The 13589-nt window shown below is 70.3% G+C and carries 15 protein-coding genes; 9 read left to right on the top strand and 6 right to left on the bottom strand.

The genetic code is table 11. The features are described 5' to 3' along the window. Window positions 1–36 precede the first annotated feature (36 nt). Together AC5RVZ_RS12780 and AC5RVZ_RS12785 are read right to left on the bottom strand one after the other, a co-directional pair. On the bottom strand, window positions 37–1017 hold the full coding sequence (locus tag AC5RVZ_RS12780) for an SRPBCC family protein (protein ID WP_494066134.1): 981 nt from the start codon (window positions 1015–1017) through the stop codon (window positions 37–39). Between the two features lie 2 nt (window positions 1018–1019). After that, window positions 1020–1427 (bottom strand): ArsR/SmtB family transcription factor, encoded by a 408-nt coding sequence (locus tag AC5RVZ_RS12785; protein WP_494066135.1) that lies wholly within the window; start codon window positions 1425–1427, stop codon window positions 1020–1022. A 132-nt stretch (window positions 1428–1559) separates the two neighbouring features. Between AC5RVZ_RS12785 and purL the strand changes: the two genes are divergently transcribed. The 5 genes from purL (at window position 1560) to AC5RVZ_RS12810 (ending at window position 6315) form a co-directional block, all read left to right on the top strand. Beyond that, window positions 1560–3911 (top strand): phosphoribosylformylglycinamidine synthase subunit PurL, encoded by a 2352-nt coding sequence (gene purL / locus AC5RVZ_RS12790; protein ID WP_494066136.1) that lies wholly within the window; start codon window positions 1560–1562, stop codon window positions 3909–3911. A gap of 111 nt (window positions 3912–4022) precedes the next feature. Then, window positions 4023–4160 (top strand): hypothetical protein, encoded by a 138-nt coding sequence (locus AC5RVZ_RS12795; RefSeq protein WP_494066137.1) that lies wholly within the window; start codon window positions 4023–4025, stop codon window positions 4158–4160. Window positions 4161–4194: 34 nt separating this feature from the next. Beyond that, window positions 4195–4368, top strand: coding sequence for a hypothetical protein (locus AC5RVZ_RS12800; RefSeq protein ID WP_494066138.1), 174 nt, complete (start codon window positions 4195–4197; stop codon window positions 4366–4368). Between the two features lie 64 nt (window positions 4369–4432). Next, a complete protein-coding gene (locus tag AC5RVZ_RS12805; RefSeq protein WP_494066139.1) occupies window positions 4433–5158 on the top strand; it encodes a hypothetical protein in 726 nt (241 codons plus the stop codon). A gap of 203 nt (window positions 5159–5361) precedes the next feature. Continuing rightward, window positions 5362–6315: a hypothetical protein gene (locus tag AC5RVZ_RS12810; protein WP_494066140.1), complete on the top strand. Its 954-nt coding sequence runs from the start codon at window positions 5362–5364 to the stop codon at window positions 6313–6315. Window positions 6316–6333: 18 nt separating this feature from the next. On the opposite strand, the gene AC5RVZ_RS12815 is transcribed toward AC5RVZ_RS12810, so the two are convergent. From AC5RVZ_RS12815 to AC5RVZ_RS12825, 3 genes are read right to left on the bottom strand one after another with little or no spacing between them, the layout of a single operon-like run. Continuing rightward, a complete protein-coding gene (locus AC5RVZ_RS12815) occupies window positions 6334–7221 on the bottom strand; it encodes a glycine betaine ABC transporter substrate-binding protein (protein WP_494066141.1) in 888 nt (295 codons plus the stop codon). A gap of 17 nt (window positions 7222–7238) precedes the next feature. Beyond that, on the bottom strand, window positions 7239–8219 hold the full coding sequence (locus tag AC5RVZ_RS12820) for an ABC transporter permease (protein ID WP_494066142.1): 981 nt from the start codon (window positions 8217–8219) through the stop codon (window positions 7239–7241). Then, window positions 8216–9598, bottom strand: coding sequence for a quaternary amine ABC transporter ATP-binding protein (locus tag AC5RVZ_RS12825; RefSeq protein WP_494066143.1), 1383 nt, complete (start codon window positions 9596–9598; stop codon window positions 8216–8218). Before AC5RVZ_RS12825 ends, AC5RVZ_RS12820 begins: the two co-directional genes overlap by 4 nt. Window positions 9599–9951: 353 nt before the next feature. Between AC5RVZ_RS12825 and AC5RVZ_RS12830 the strand changes: the two genes are divergently transcribed. The 3 genes from AC5RVZ_RS12830 to AC5RVZ_RS12840 are packed head-to-tail and all read left to right on the top strand — an operon-like array spanning window position 9952 to window position 11963. Next, entirely contained in the window at window positions 9952–10320 is a 369-nt protein-coding gene (locus tag AC5RVZ_RS12830) for a GntR family transcriptional regulator (protein ID WP_494066281.1), read from the top strand. A gap of 15 nt (window positions 10321–10335) precedes the next feature. After that, a complete protein-coding gene (locus tag AC5RVZ_RS12835) occupies window positions 10336–11271 on the top strand; it encodes an ABC transporter ATP-binding protein (protein ID WP_494066144.1) in 936 nt (311 codons plus the stop codon). Then, entirely contained in the window at window positions 11268–11963 is a 696-nt protein-coding gene (locus AC5RVZ_RS12840; RefSeq protein ID WP_494066145.1) for a hypothetical protein, read from the top strand. The genes AC5RVZ_RS12835 and AC5RVZ_RS12840 overlap by 4 nt, the downstream gene beginning before the upstream one ends. Before the next feature lie 100 nt (window positions 11964–12063). Here the strand turns inward: AC5RVZ_RS12840 and AC5RVZ_RS12845 are convergent, their stop codons facing one another. Continuing rightward, window positions 12064–12357, bottom strand: coding sequence for a chorismate mutase (locus AC5RVZ_RS12845; protein ID WP_494066146.1), 294 nt, complete (start codon window positions 12355–12357; stop codon window positions 12064–12066). Window positions 12358–12404: 47 nt separating this feature from the next. Here AC5RVZ_RS12845 and AC5RVZ_RS12850 point away from each other — a divergent pair, with 47 nt between their 5' ends. Continuing rightward, on the top strand, window positions 12405–13586 hold the full coding sequence (locus tag AC5RVZ_RS12850) for an AI-2E family transporter (RefSeq protein ID WP_494066147.1): 1182 nt from the start codon (window positions 12405–12407) through the stop codon (window positions 13584–13586). The last annotated feature ends 3 nt before the right edge of the window (window positions 13587–13589 follow it).

Below are 13589 nucleotides of genomic sequence, written 5' to 3' on the forward strand. Positions count from 1 at the left end.
GAGGGCGTCTCATCCGGCGGCTCGCTCGACGGCCGCTCACACCGTCGCGAGCACACCCTCCAGCCGGGCGTAGCTGGCTTCCATACCGTCGGTCATGCCGGTGGCAAGCACGAGGTCGCGGGTCTCCTTGTCGGGGTACTCGATGAGCACCGTGACGAGCGTCGCCCCGTCCTCCTCGTAGAGGTTGAGGTCGTTGAGGGTGGACGGGTAGTCGGTGCCGGTCATGTGCTCGGTCGTCACGGCGCGCCGCGGAGCATCGATGAGGAGCGTCTCGCCGTCGAAGCCGAAGCGCTCGCCCTCGGTGCCCTCGGTCGGCTCCCACTCGAAGCGGTAGGGTCCGCCCACGGTGGGGTCGAGCTCGCACACCGACATGCGCCAGCCGTCCGGCCCCAGCATCCACTGGCGCAGCAGCTCGGGCTCGTGGTGCGCGCGCCACACCAGCTCGATCGGCCCGTCGATGAGCCGGGTGATGCGCACGTGGGTGTCGTCGAGGATCTCGGTTTGGGTGCCCTTGCCGGCGGCGTAGGCACGCAGTCCCTCGAGCACGCGGTCGAGCTGGTTCATGGCCATCGTGGCGCCCTCGACGGCGCCCATCGCGACGACCTGCTCGAGCGCTTCGGCCGAGGTGAAGTACGAGATGCTGTCGAGGCGGGAGCCCTCGGCGGTCGGCGAGAACGTGAGCACCATGCGCATCGCCGGCATGTCGGGGATCGGCTGTCCGTCCTCGTCGGCGAAGGCGTCCAGCACCTCGATGCGGCGCGGCTCGTCGATGGCGAGGAACTCCCACCGGCCGCTGGACTTCTCGCCGCGCGGCCCCGTCATCCGGTACTGCGCGTGACCCCCGACGGCGAAGTCGAACGCGGTGAAGGACGCCGGCCAGCCGGGAGGGCCCCAGAAGCGCTCGAGCTGGCGCGGGTCGGTGAAGGCATCCCAGAGTCGCTCGACGGGCGCCGCGAACTCGGCGGTCAACGTCATCGTGAGCGCTTCGGGATCGGTGGTGACATCGGTGACGGGCATCGTCATTCTCCTTGCGTCGTGTTGTTCGGTGGATCTGGCGGGTTGATGGGTTCGGCCGCTGAGCCCCCACCTGCGCGGGGCTCGGCCAGCAGCGCATCGAGGCGGTCGATGCGCGAGCGCCACAGTTCCTCGTAGCGCGCGAGAAGGGCACGGGCGCGGGCGATCATCGTCGGATCGGCGCGGACGAGCCGCTCGCGCCCCTCGGCTCGCTTGACGATGAGACCGGCCTCCTCGAGCACGGCCACGTGCTTCTGCACCGCCGCGAACGACATGTCGTAGTCGCGAGCGAGCGCAGAGACCGAGTGCTCGCCTTCGATCGTGCGCCGCAGGATGTCCCGTCGCGTCGCCGTCGCGAGAGCGTGGAACACGCGGTCGATCTCGTCATCAGTGAGTTCCGTTCGTACAACCATTTGGTTGTACGTTAGACCCGGTCGCGGCATCCGTCAACCCTTCCGGGACGATCTTCTGTCGAAACCGGGGGATGCCGCGGCCGAACTAGACTGGAGCGGTCCGGCATCCCCCGAATTCTGGAGCTGAGCCGCGTGACCACCCCCTCAGAGACCACCGCATCGGCGCGCTCCGTCGCGGACACCGTCGAGAACGCCGCCGCCACCCCCGAGAAGGAGCAGCCGTACGCGGCGCTCGGGCTCAAGCCGGACGAGTACGACCGCATCCGCGAGATCCTCGGCCGCCGCCCGACCAGCGGTGAGCTGGCCATGTACTCGGTGATGTGGAGCGAGCACTGCTCGTACAAGTCCTCGAAGATCTACCTCCGCCAGTTCGGGCAGAAGGTCTCGGACGAGATGAAGGAACGGCTCATGGTCGGCATGGGCCAGAACGCCGGCGTCGTCGACATCGGCGAGGGCTGGGCCGTCACCTTCAAGGTCGAGTCGCACAACCACCCCAGCTACATCGAGCCGTTCCAGGGCGCCGCGACCGGCGTCGGCGGCATCGTGCGCGACATCATTTCGATGGGCGCTCGCCCGGTGGCGGTCATGGACCAGCTGCGCTTCGGCGCCATCGACAACCCCGACACCGCGCGTGTGGTGCACGGCGTGGTCAGCGGCATCTCGTTCTACGGCAACTGTCTGGGTCTGCCGAACATCGGCGGCGAGACCGTGTTCGACGCGGTCTATCAGGGCAACCCGCTCGTCAACGCCCTCGCGGTCGGCGTCCTGCGCCACGAAGACCTCAAGCTCGCCAACGCCTCCGGCGCGGGCAACAAGGTCGTGCTCTTCGGCGCCCGCACGGGCGGCGACGGCATCGGCGGGGCATCCATCCTCGCCTCCGACTCGTTCGACTCCACCGGCCCGACCAAGCGCCCGGCGGTGCAGGTCGGCGACCCCTTCGCCGAGAAGGTGCTCATCGAGTGCTGCCTCGAGCTGTACCGCGGCGAGCTCGTCGAGGCGATCCAGGACCTGGGCGCCGCCGGCATCTCGTGCGCGACCTCCGAGCTCGCCGCCAACGGCGGCTCGGGCATGCGCGTGGACCTCGAGAAGGTGCTGCTGCGCGACCCCTCGCTCACGCCCGAGGAGATCCTCATGAGCGAGAGCCAGGAGCGCATGATGGCGATCGTCGCGCCCGAGAAGCTCGACGCGTTCCTCGCGGTGACCCAGAAGTGGGATGTCGAGACCAGTGTGCTCGGCGAGGTCACCGGCGACGGCCGCCTGCAGATCTTCTGGCACGGCGAGCAGATCGTCGACGTCGACCCCTCCACCGTCGCCGTCGACGGGCCGGTCTACGAGCGCCCCGTCGCGTACCCGACCTGGATCGACGCACTGCGCGAGGACTCGGCATCCGCTCTTCCGCGGGCGAACGACGCCGAGACGCTGCGGCAGCAGTTCGCGCAGCTGGTCGCGAGCCCCAACCTCGCCGACACGTCGTGGATCACGAACCAGTACGACTACTACGTCATGGGCAACACCGCGCTGGCGTTCCCCGACGACGCCGGCATGATCCGCGTCGACGAGCAGTCCGGTCTCGGCTTCGCCATCGCCACCGACTGCAACGGCCGCTACTGCCAGCTCGACCCGTACCAGGGCGCCAAGCTCGCGCTCGCCGAGGCGTACCGCAACGTCGCCGTCTCGGGCGCCGTGCCGACGGCCGTCACCGACTGCCTCAACTTCGGCTCGCCCGAGAACCCCGAGGTGATGTGGCAGTTCTCGCAGGCGGTTGAAGGCCTCTCGGACGGATGCCTCGAGCTGGGCGTTCCGGTTACGGGCGGCAACGTGTCGTTCTACAACCAGACGGGTGACCAGCCGATCTTCCCGACGCCCGTGGTCGGCGTCCTCGGGATCATCGACGACGTGGCCCGCCGCATCCCGTCGGGGTGGCAGGACGCGGGCGAGAACATCTACCTCCTCGGCGTCACCGCCGCCGAGCTCGACGGCTCGCAGTGGGCGGGCACGATCCACGGGCACCTCGGCGGCCGCCCCCCGGCGGTGGACCTTGCCGCGGAGAAGCGCCTGGCCGACCTGCTGCACGCCGCGTCGCAGCAGTCGCTCGTGTCGTCGGCGCACGACCTGTCGGCCGGCGGCCTGGCGCAGGCCCTCGCCGAGGCCGTGATGCGGTTCGGCGTCGGCGCCCGCGTCTGGCTCGACGAGATCATCGAGCGCGACGGGGTGGATGCCGCCACCGCGCTGTTCTCGGAGTCCACGGGCCGCGTGCTGGTCTCGGTGCCGCGCGAGGACGACGTGAAGTTCCGGGGCCTGTGCGAGGGACGGGGCTACCCCGTGCTGCGCATCGGCGTGACGGACGCCGCCAGCGAGGGCGACGAGCCGGCGCTCGAGGTGCAGGGGCTGTTCACCGTGCCCCTGGCGGAGCTGCGCGACCTGTCGACCTCGACGCTCCCTGCAGCGTTCGGGCCGACCGTGTCGGAGCCCGCCGCGTACTGACGGTCCCTTCTCGCGAGACTGCATCGGGGCGCCGAGACTGCGCGAGCGAAGGCGCTGTCTCGGCGCCCCACTGCTGTCTCGCGGAAGGAGGGGCGGCCTAGACTGGTGCGCATGGCGGCCGACGACGACGACTACACGGGTTTTGCAGACACACGCCAGCGGCGCGTGAAGGTCGTCGCGTGGGTGACGATCGTCGCGCTCATCCTCGTCGGCGGCGGGGCGACGGTCTTCGCCCTGCTGTTCGGCTGACGCCGCGCGGGCTAGGCTCGGCCCAGGAGGAGCCATGACATCCAGGCCGTCACTGTGGACGCGGATCAGGAACGTCCTCTCGCCCCCGCGCGAGAGCTACGACAGCCGGCACGCGCGTCCCGGGGAGCCCGGCGGGGGCCCTGACCGCCCCGTCGACGAGGCCACGGACCGCCGGCGACACGGCGGCTCCATGGGGATCGGCCACTGATCCCGAGCCCCTCGGCTCGGGACCCGCGGGGGACGCGCCGGCTCCGCGCGGTTAGCATGGCTGGGTGGAGCCGATCCTCCTCTTCATCGAGAGCTGGTGGTGGATCGCCCCGGCAGCCGCGGGCGCCGGAGCGGCGACGTACAGCGGGCTGACGGCGAAGTCGCGCAGAGCTCGCCGGCTCGAGCTGGATGCCGCCCGCCACGAGGTGGCCCGCGCGCATCGGGCGCTCGTCGAAGCGCGCGCCGACGTGCGCACCGCGCAGGCGGACGTGCTCGCCGCACGTGCGCACTCCGGCTACGTCGGAGCCGCCACCTTCGAAGCGAAGCGGGCGCTGCAGTCGGCGAAGGCCGCCGAACGGGCCGCACTGCTCGCACTCCGCGCCAGCCGTTCACGAGTGCGGGCGTCGCTCGCGCACTATCACGCGGCATCCGGAACCGATCCGCTCCCGATCGAGAAGCTCTACGCGCAGCACGACGCCGTGAATGCGCGCTGGCTGTCGTACGAGACGGATGCCGCGAAGGCGCTGGCCTACCCGCAGCTCAGTGACGCCCGGCATCCGGCCACCCTCGCGTTCTTCGAGGCGCAGCGCGAGGCGCAGCGCCTGCGTCCGGCTTCGGCCCGGGACCGGATCACGCCGGAGCAGTTCGCGCAGTACCGCGCCGCGGTGCGGGCGCTCGAGGCGGCGTTCGAGGAGGCCGAGCGACGCGCAGGCGTGCGGGCGGCGCTCCCTCGCCCCGGCGTCTGGCCGGTGCCCAGCTGGCGCCCGCTCCGGTCGCCGGACGACCAGTAGGCGCGCCGCTCGATCGCCGGACGTGGGCCGCGGTGCGATTCCGAGGACGGCCGTTCTGAGGACAGGCGAGCCACGAGGCATCCTCGATTCCGGCCATCTCCTGATGCCGAACGGTCGAATCCGCAAGCGCCCGCTACCGCGTCGTCGATCGCCGGTTCGGACGGGCCGGTGAGGCCTCGGGCCGCGGCGGCTAGCATGACAGGGTGGGGCCGGTTCTCGAGTTCATCGGCGGCTACTGGTGGCTGGCGTTCCCCCTGATGGGGGTGCTCGGCGCGGCCGGAAGCGCGTGGGAGCGCGGCGCGCGCCGACGCCACAAGCGACGCCTCGAGATGCTGCACGCGAAGGCGGAGCTCAAGGCCGCCCAGGCGGCCGCGCGTGGGAAGGTCGTGCCGGCGGCATCCCTTCCGCCCATGACCGCGCCGACCGCGACATCGGCCGCGACCGAGGGACGCGAGACGCAGGCCACCCAGCTGGAGCGGCTGCTCGCGACCCACGACGCCGTCACGACGCGGTGGCTGGAGTACGAGCTGGATGTCGCGAAGATGATCGCCTATCCGGCGATGAGCGACGGCCGGCAGCCGCTGACGGCGGCGTTCCTGCGCGCCAAGCGCATCGCCGACGGGCTGCGGCCGGCATCGTCGACCGCGAAGCTGACGAAGGAGCAGCTCGCCGAGTACCGCAACGCCGTAGTGGACTTCGAGGTGGCGTTCGAGGTCGCCGAGCGCGATGCCCGCCGGCTCAAGGACTCGGGCTTCACGGAGGGCGAGCGCAAGCGCCTCGACACCGCCAAGCAGCTGCTGACCGTCGCCGTCGACGAGGCCGCGACCCCCGCGGAGCGCCAGCTGGCCTACCGCCGGGTGCGCGAGGAGCTCGACGGGCTCATCGCGGTCTCGGACGAGGCGATCGAAGTGCTCGAGAAGAAGGTCATGCTCGAGATCGCGCCCGCCGAGGCATCCGGTGCAGGCGGCGCCCAACCTGCCGCCGGCGACGAGAACACGAGGCCTGCGGCACCCGTCGGGCTCACGCCGCCGGCCGCAGGAACCGCCCCTTCGCCATCGCGGGGCGACGCCGCGCCCGAGCCCGCGCCGTGGCCGGTGCCGAATCGTTCATCGGGCGGAGGCGCCCCGGGCGCGACGCAGCCGAAGCCGCGGACCTGACGCCCGGGACGACACGGGTCACGGCGTGAGGCCGTCGACCCAGTCCTGGTTCGCGGCGATCCACTCGGCCACCACGGGCCCGTAGTCGTCGCCGTCGTACTGGCCGAACATGGCGTCCTCGAGCGAGTACAGCGTCTCGTTGTCCATGCGGAAGTCCGAGAGCCACGCGAAGACCTCGGGGAACTCCTCCTCGAACGTCGTCGAGGCGACCGTGTGGATGCCCTCGGCCTCGCCGAGCAGTCCGTCCGGGTCTTCGAGGTCCTTGATCGGGAAGGCGTTGTAGGCCCAGTGCGGGCGCCAGAGGGTGACCGCGACGTTCTCGCCGGCATCCGTCGCCGCCTGCAGCTCGGTCAGCATCGCCGGCGTGGACGACGTGACGAAGTCCATCCCCTCCAGGCCGTAGCCGGGGATCACGGCGTTCTGGGTCACCGACACGTGACCCGAGCCCGACTCGATGCCGACGAGGCGGTTGCCGAAGAGGTCGGCGTTCGCGGCGAGCTCGGTGAGGGAGTCGACGGGGGCGTCCTCGTTGACCGCGATGGTCAGCTTGGCCTCGTCGTTCCATGCGCCGAGGTCCACGAGGTCGTCGCCGTAGGTCTCCATGTAGTCGGCGTGGGTGAGCGGCAGCCACATGTCCAGCGTCAGGTCGTAGTCGCCCTTGGCGATGCCGGTGTACGCGGCGGCGGGGTCGGCGTAGGCGAGCTCGACCTCGTACCCCTCCTTCTCGAGCACGGCCTTCCACACCTCGGACGCCGCGATGCCCTCGTCCCAGCCGTTGAACACCGCCACGGTGATGCGGCCCTTGTCGGAGCCGCCGCCGCCGGTCTGCGCGAGGGCGCCGTTGACGAGCAGTGCGGCGGTGCCGGCGAGGGCGAGACCGGCGGCGAAGAAGCGTCGCTTCGACATGTTCGTTCCTTCCGTGGTCAGGCCGATACGGGCTGACGCTCGTCGGCGGGGGCGACGGAGCCGGGATCGGCTGCGGGGACGGATGCCGGGTCCTCGGTCGCCGTCGGGGTACCGGGTGCCGCCGCGGCGGGCGACGCCGTGACGCGAGCGCCGGTGCGGCGCGTGCGCTGCCGCGGCGCCGAGAAGCCCGCCGTCACGCGGTCGAGGATCATCGCGAGGATCACGACGGACAGTCCCGCTTCGACGCCGAGACCGATGTCGATGCGGCTGAGGCTCCGCACCACCTCTCCGCCGAGTCCTCCAGCGCCGACCATGCCGGCGATGACGACCATCGACAGGCTCAGCATGATGACCTGGTTGACGCCCGCCATGATGCTCGGCAGCGCCAACGGCAGCTGGATCTGACGCAGGATGCGGCTGGGGGACGCTCCGAACGCGTGCCCCGCCTCGACGACCTCGGCGTCGACGCCCCGGATGCCGAGCTCGGTGAGCCGCACACCGGGTGCGAGCGCGAACGCGATGGTGGCGACCATGCCGGGCACGGGACCCACACCGAAGATCAGCATCGCAGGGATCAGGTAGACGAACGCGGGCATCGTCTGCAGGAAGTCCAGCGCCGGGCGCAGCACCGCCGACACGCGGTCGCTGCGGGCGGCCCAAATCCCCAGCGGCACGGCGATCCCGATGGCGACCACGGCCGCGAGGATCACCAGCGCGAGCGAATCCATCGCGTTGTCCCACTGACCGACCGCGACGATCACCGTGAGCCCCAGCGCGCTGCCGACCGCGAGCACGAGGCCCTTCGACCAGTACGCGTACGCCGCGATGACGAGGACCACCGCCCAGAACGGCGGAGCGGACAGCGACGCGTCGAGCCAGTCGTAGAGGCCGCGGAACACGAAGGCGACGACGTCGAAGAACCCGCCGAGCACGTCGATCACCCAGCGGACGGCGGTCTCGACGACGTCGCCGAGCGGGAGACGGAGGGCGTCGTTCATCGGCTGGCTCCTTCCTTCGCAGCTCGATCGTCGGTGGGGCCCAGCCGCATCGGCGGTGCGGCCCGACCGGTCGGAGCCGGCGCGCCGGCTCCGGTCGCGGCACCGCGCGTCGGCGCGTCGACCGCGGCGAGGGTCTGGACGATCTCGCTGGTGGGAACCGAAGCAGGTACGTCGATCACCGGGTTCTCGCGGGTGATCGCCGGCACGTCGCCCAGGGCGGCGAGCAGCGTCACTCGCGGGATCGTGCCGACCAGACGCCCGGCGTCATCGATCACGGCGACGGGCACGGGACTCTCGACCGCGCGCTCGACCACGTCCGTGAGCGGGTCATCGACATGAACGGCGGGCCGGCCGGCGCGGACCAGCGAGCGCAGATCGGTGTGGCCGTCCTTCACAGCGCGGATCACCGCGCGGTCCGAAACGGTGCCGAGGAAGCGCCGGTTCTCGGTGACCGAGACCGAGCCCACCTGCAGGTCGCGCATGACCCGCAGGGCGCCGCGCACCCCGGCGCTGACCGGCGTCGTGGCGACCGGCGGGGCCATCACCGACCCGGCGGTCAGCACCCGCGCCCGGTCGACGTCCTGCACGAACTGCGCGACGTAGTCGTTGGCGGGGTCGGTGAGGATCTCCTCGGGTGTGCCCTGCTGCACGATGCGGCCGTCGCGCATGACGGCGATCCGGTCGCCGAGGAACATCGCCTCGTTCAGATCGTGCGTGATGAAGACGATGGTGCGGCCGAGCTCGCGCTGCAGCTCGACCAGCTGCTCCTGCATCTCGCGCCGGATGAGCGGGTCGAGGGCGGAGAACGCCTCGTCCATCAGCAGGATGTCGGTGCCCGCCGTCAGCGCCCGGGCGAGCCCGACGCGCTGGCGCATGCCGCCCGACAGCTCGTCGGGCATGGCGTCGGCACGGTCGCCGAGGCCGACCTTGCCGAGGATCTCGCGCGCACGCTCGCGCCGCTCTTCACGGCCGACGCCCTGGATCTCGAGCGCATATGCGGCGTTGTCGAGCACCGTGAGGTGCGGCAGCAGCGCGAAGTGCTGGAACACCATCGAGATGGATCGCTGACGGATGCCTCGCAGCGCCTTCGGCGAGGCCTTTCCGATGCTCTGGCCCTGTACCAGCACGTCGCCGGCCGTGGGAGGCAGCAGCCCGTTGAGCATCCGCAGCACGGTCGACTTGCCGGAGCCTGACAGCCCCATGATCACGAAGATCTCACCGGGCTGGACGGTGAAGCTCGCATCGATCACGGCGGCCGTACCGGCATCGGCGACATCCGCGCGGCTCTGGCCGCCCTTCAGCCGCTTGACGACGGCGCCCGGGTTCTTTCCGAACACCTTGAACAGGTTCTTCGCCTCGAGGGCAGGCGGATTCTGCACTGTGCACCTCGGCAGCCCGGTGCAGTGGGCTGCATCGGTCACGCCCGGGTGGGCGGCCACACGCGCACTGCTCATCGGAGCGGCGCCGGCGGCGGACGTCGGGTCCGCGCAAAGGCCGCCGACCATACGCTCACCGGTCTGACGGGTGTCACCGGCGACCGCGGACTGGTCGGGAGGGCCCGCAAAGGGCCTCATCCAACATTCCATCGCCGCGCCGGCGTCGCAAATTGGACGAGTCCCGCGCCCTTGGGGTAGTCGCGCGTGCGCGCGGCGAACCGAGGGACTTGACAGCACGCCGGTTCGTGTTCCATGGTTAGTTAGTCAAGTAAGTAACCAACCAAGTCGAGGTGGATGTGATCGAAGAAGGTCGCGCGCTGTTCCTCCAGATCGCCGAGAGTGTGGAGGACTCGATCATCGATGGCTCGCTTGCCGAAGAAGCGCAGGCGCCGTCGACGAACGAGCTCGCGGCGTTCCACCGCATCAACCCCGCCACTGCCGCGAAGGGAATCGCGATGCTCGCTGACAAGGGCGTGCTGTACAAGCGCCGGGGCATCGGCATGTTCGTCGCCCCCGGAGCGCGGGAGCTGCTGCTGAACGAGCGGCGCGCGGCCTTCGCCGACCGCTACCTCGATCCGCTTCTGGCCGAAGCCCGCAAGCTCGGCCTCGGCCCCGACGATCTCGCCCTGCTCATCCACGACCGTGCCGCCGCGCACGCCGACTGACCGGAAGGACCCACCATGACGCACGTCGTCGAGGTGAACCATCTCACCAAGCGCTACCGCGAGACCCTCGCGGTGGACGACGTGAGCTTCACCATCGAGAAGGACACCATCTACGGCCTGCTCGGGCGCAACGGCGCCGGCAAAACCACGGTGATGTCGATCCTCACCGCGCAGAACTTCGCCACCAGCGGCGAGGTGAAGGTGTTCGGCATGGATCCGTACGAGAACGCCAAGGTGCTCTCGCGCATGTGCTTCGTCCGCGAGAGCCAGAAGTACCCCGATGACGCGCAGCCCCGGCACGCGTTCGAGGCGGCCAGGCTGTTCTTCCCGAACTGGGACCAGCAGCTCGCCGAGCGGCTGATCGATGACTTCCAGCTGCCCGTCAAGCGCCGCATCAAGAAGCTCTCGCGGGGCCAGCTCTCGGCCGTCGGCGTGATCATCGGTCTCGCCTCACGAGCCGAGATCACGTTCTTCGACGAGCCGTACCTGGGCCTGGACGCCGTGGCACGCCAGATCTTCTACGACCGGCTGATCGAGGACTACTCCGAGCACCCGCGCACGGTGATCCTCTCGAGCCATCTGATCGACGAGGTCTCCAACCTCATCGAGCGGGTGCTGGTGATCGACCGCGGCCGCATCATCATGGACGAGTCGACGGATGCCGTGCGCGATCGCGCGGCCACGATCGTCGGCGAGACCGCCGCGGTCGACGCCTTCGTCACCGGCCGAGAGGTCATCCACCGCGAGAGCCTGGGCCACGTCTCGTCGGTCACGGTGCTGGGCGCCCTCACCCCGGCCGACCGCGAGCGGCTGAGCCAGGCGGGGCTGGACATGGCGCCCGTGTCGCTGCAGCAGCTGATCGTGCGCCTGACCCAGCACGCCGCCGGCGCCGACGCCGCGGCATCCCGATCCGGCGCCACCGCCGAACTCGACGAAGGAGCACTGCGATGAACCGCACCGTCAACGTCGTCCGTCTGCAGCTGATCAACCGGCAGACCTACATCTGGGTGCCGCTCATGGTGCTCGGAGGATCCCTGCTGGTCACCCTCGCGATCTACGCGATCCTCAGCAACGCCGGCATCGGCACGCCCAAGTACGGCGGTGGCGCGCAGGCGCCGCTGTGGTACTTCGGCGTGGTCGGAGTGCAGGCCCTCACGCTCACGTTCCCCTTCTCGCAGGCCATGAGCGTCACGCGACGCGAGTTCTACCTCGGCACCCTGCTGGCCGCGGCCCTGACGGGCCTGGCGCTCTCACTCGTGTTCGTGATCGGCGGCCTGATCGAGGACGTCACCGGCGGCTGGGGCATGAACGGGTACTTCTTCTACCTGCCGTGGATCTGGGAGGCCGGTCCGCTCGCGGCGGCGCTGTTCTTCTTCACGGTCACGATGCTGTTCTTCGTCTCCGGATTCTGGTCGGCCACGATCTACAAGCGCTTCGGCTCTGTGGCGCTGACGACGGTGCTCGTCGGCATCGCAGCGCTCCTGGTGCTGGCGCTGTTCCTGGTGGGACAGATGAACGCCTGGGTGGACGTGTTCGCGTGGTTCGCGACCCAGGGCGCCCTCGGTCTGGCCCTGTGGGGGCTGCTGCTGGCAGCGGTGCTCGCCGGGATCTCGTACCTGACTCTGCGGCGCGCGGTGCCGTAGACCCTCCGGGCACTCGGGCTTCGGCTCGGAGGTCGGATGCCTCGGCTCGCGCGTGCGCGGGCCGGGGCATTCGTGCATCCGGCGGCGCGGGCGGCGTGCGTCAGCGGCTGTCGGCCGCTTCGGTGTGGTGGCGGATGACCTCGGCGACGACGAAGTTGAACCACTTCTCGGCGAACGCCGGATCGAGGTCGGCCTGCTCGGCGAGGCTGCGCAGACGCGCGACCTGCTGCTCCTCGCGAGCGGGGTCGGACGCCGGCATCCCGTGCTCGGCCTTGAGGAACCCGACCTGCTTGGTGGCCTTGAAACGCTCGGCGAGCAGGTACACCAGGGCGGCGTCGATGTTGTCGATGCTGCTGCGCAGGCGCCGGAGCGTCGTCATCGGGTCTTCGGTCATGGCGTCCTCCCTCGCTCCTCGACGATACCGGGCCCTAGAGTGTCCCCATGACCGACGCCTCGTCCTCCGTCGGCACCAGCGAACACACGGACGGGCCGTCCCTCGCCGATCGCGACGGCGGCGCGCCGGTGCCCGACGCGGTCGCCGCCCGCTCGGGTGAGGCGCCGGCATCGCGCACGTTCTGGGCGAACATCAATCAGCCGTTCACCGTCGGGCTGCTCGCCACGCTCGGCGGCCTGGTCGCCATCGTGCTGGGGCTGGCGTTCTGGAACCTCTCGACGGTGCTGATCTACATCGGCTTCGCACTCTTCGCCGCGCTCGGCCTCGACCCGGTGGTGCGCTGGCTCGAGCGGCACCGGATCGCGCGCCCCTGGGCCATCGTCATCGTCTACGCGGGCTTCGCCGTCGTGCTGGTCGGCGTGCTGCTCCTCGTGATCCCCGCGCTGGTGTCGCAGATCGGCCAGTTCTTCACCGATCTCCCCACGACGATCGACGAGTTCCAGCACACGGATGTGTACCTCTGGCTGCAGAACACGTTCGGGCCCCAGGTCGGCGGCGTCCTGCAGGAGATCGAGACGTTCCTGACGAATCCGGCGAATCTCGCCGCCATCGGCGGCGGTGTGCTGCGATTCGGCGTCACTGTGGCCACCACGATCTCGGGGCTCATCATCGTGCTGGTGCTGAGCCTGTACTTCCTCGCGTCGCTTCCCACGATGAAGGTCGCGTTCAACCGGCTGGCGCCCGCCCGCAACCGTGCGAAGGCGGCCGAGCTCACCGAGCGCATCGCCGACTCGATCGGCGGCTACCTCATGGGCATGGTGGTGCTGGCGTTCTGCAACGCCCTCGTGGCGTTCTTCCTGCACCTGTTCCTGGGACTCCCCTTCCCGGCGCTGATGGCGGTCGCGGCCTTCGGCATCACCCTCATCCCGCTGGTCGGCTCGGTGCTGTACTGGGTCGTGGCAACGGTGCTCGCGCTCTTCACCGGGTGGCTGCCGGCGCTGCTCTTCGCCGCGATCTACCTCGTCTATATGCAGCTCGAGGCATACCTGCTCACTCCGCGCGTGATGAACCGCACGATCGCTGTGCCGGGCGCCCTCGTCGTGATCGGCGCGCTGGTGGGCGGGACGCTGCTGGGGCTGCTCGGGGCTCTCGTCGCCATCCCGGTCACGGCGTCGGTCCTGCTCATCATCAAGCAGGTGTTCATCCCCCGACAGGATGCGAAGGTCTGAGGC

This window comes from Arthrobacter sp. Cza30 (assembly GCF_059090765.1).

Coding starts and splice junctions, on each gene's coding strand:
- AC5RVZ_RS12795 (WP_494066137.1), top strand. CDS start 4,023: ATGGCGGCCGACGACGACGACTACACGGGTTTTGCAGACACACGCCAG.
- AC5RVZ_RS12780 (WP_494066134.1), bottom strand. CDS start 1,017: ATGCCCGTCACCGATGTCACCACCGATCCCGAAGCGCTCACGATGACG.
- AC5RVZ_RS12785 (WP_494066135.1), bottom strand. CDS start 1,427: ATGGTTGTACGAACGGAACTCACTGATGACGAGATCGACCGCGTGTTC.
- AC5RVZ_RS12835 (WP_494066144.1), top strand. CDS start 10,336: ATGACGCACGTCGTCGAGGTGAACCATCTCACCAAGCGCTACCGCGAG.
- AC5RVZ_RS12845 (WP_494066146.1), bottom strand. CDS start 12,357: ATGACCGAAGACCCGATGACGACGCTCCGGCGCCTGCGCAGCAGCATC.
- AC5RVZ_RS12800 (WP_494066138.1), top strand. CDS start 4,195: ATGACATCCAGGCCGTCACTGTGGACGCGGATCAGGAACGTCCTCTCG.
- AC5RVZ_RS12815 (WP_494066141.1), bottom strand. CDS start 7,221: ATGTCGAAGCGACGCTTCTTCGCCGCCGGTCTCGCCCTCGCCGGCACC.
- AC5RVZ_RS12850 (WP_494066147.1), top strand. CDS start 12,405: ATGACCGACGCCTCGTCCTCCGTCGGCACCAGCGAACACACGGACGGG.
- AC5RVZ_RS12840 (WP_494066145.1), top strand. CDS start 11,268: ATGAACCGCACCGTCAACGTCGTCCGTCTGCAGCTGATCAACCGGCAG.
- AC5RVZ_RS12820 (WP_494066142.1), bottom strand. CDS start 8,219: ATGAACGACGCCCTCCGTCTCCCGCTCGGCGACGTCGTCGAGACCGCC.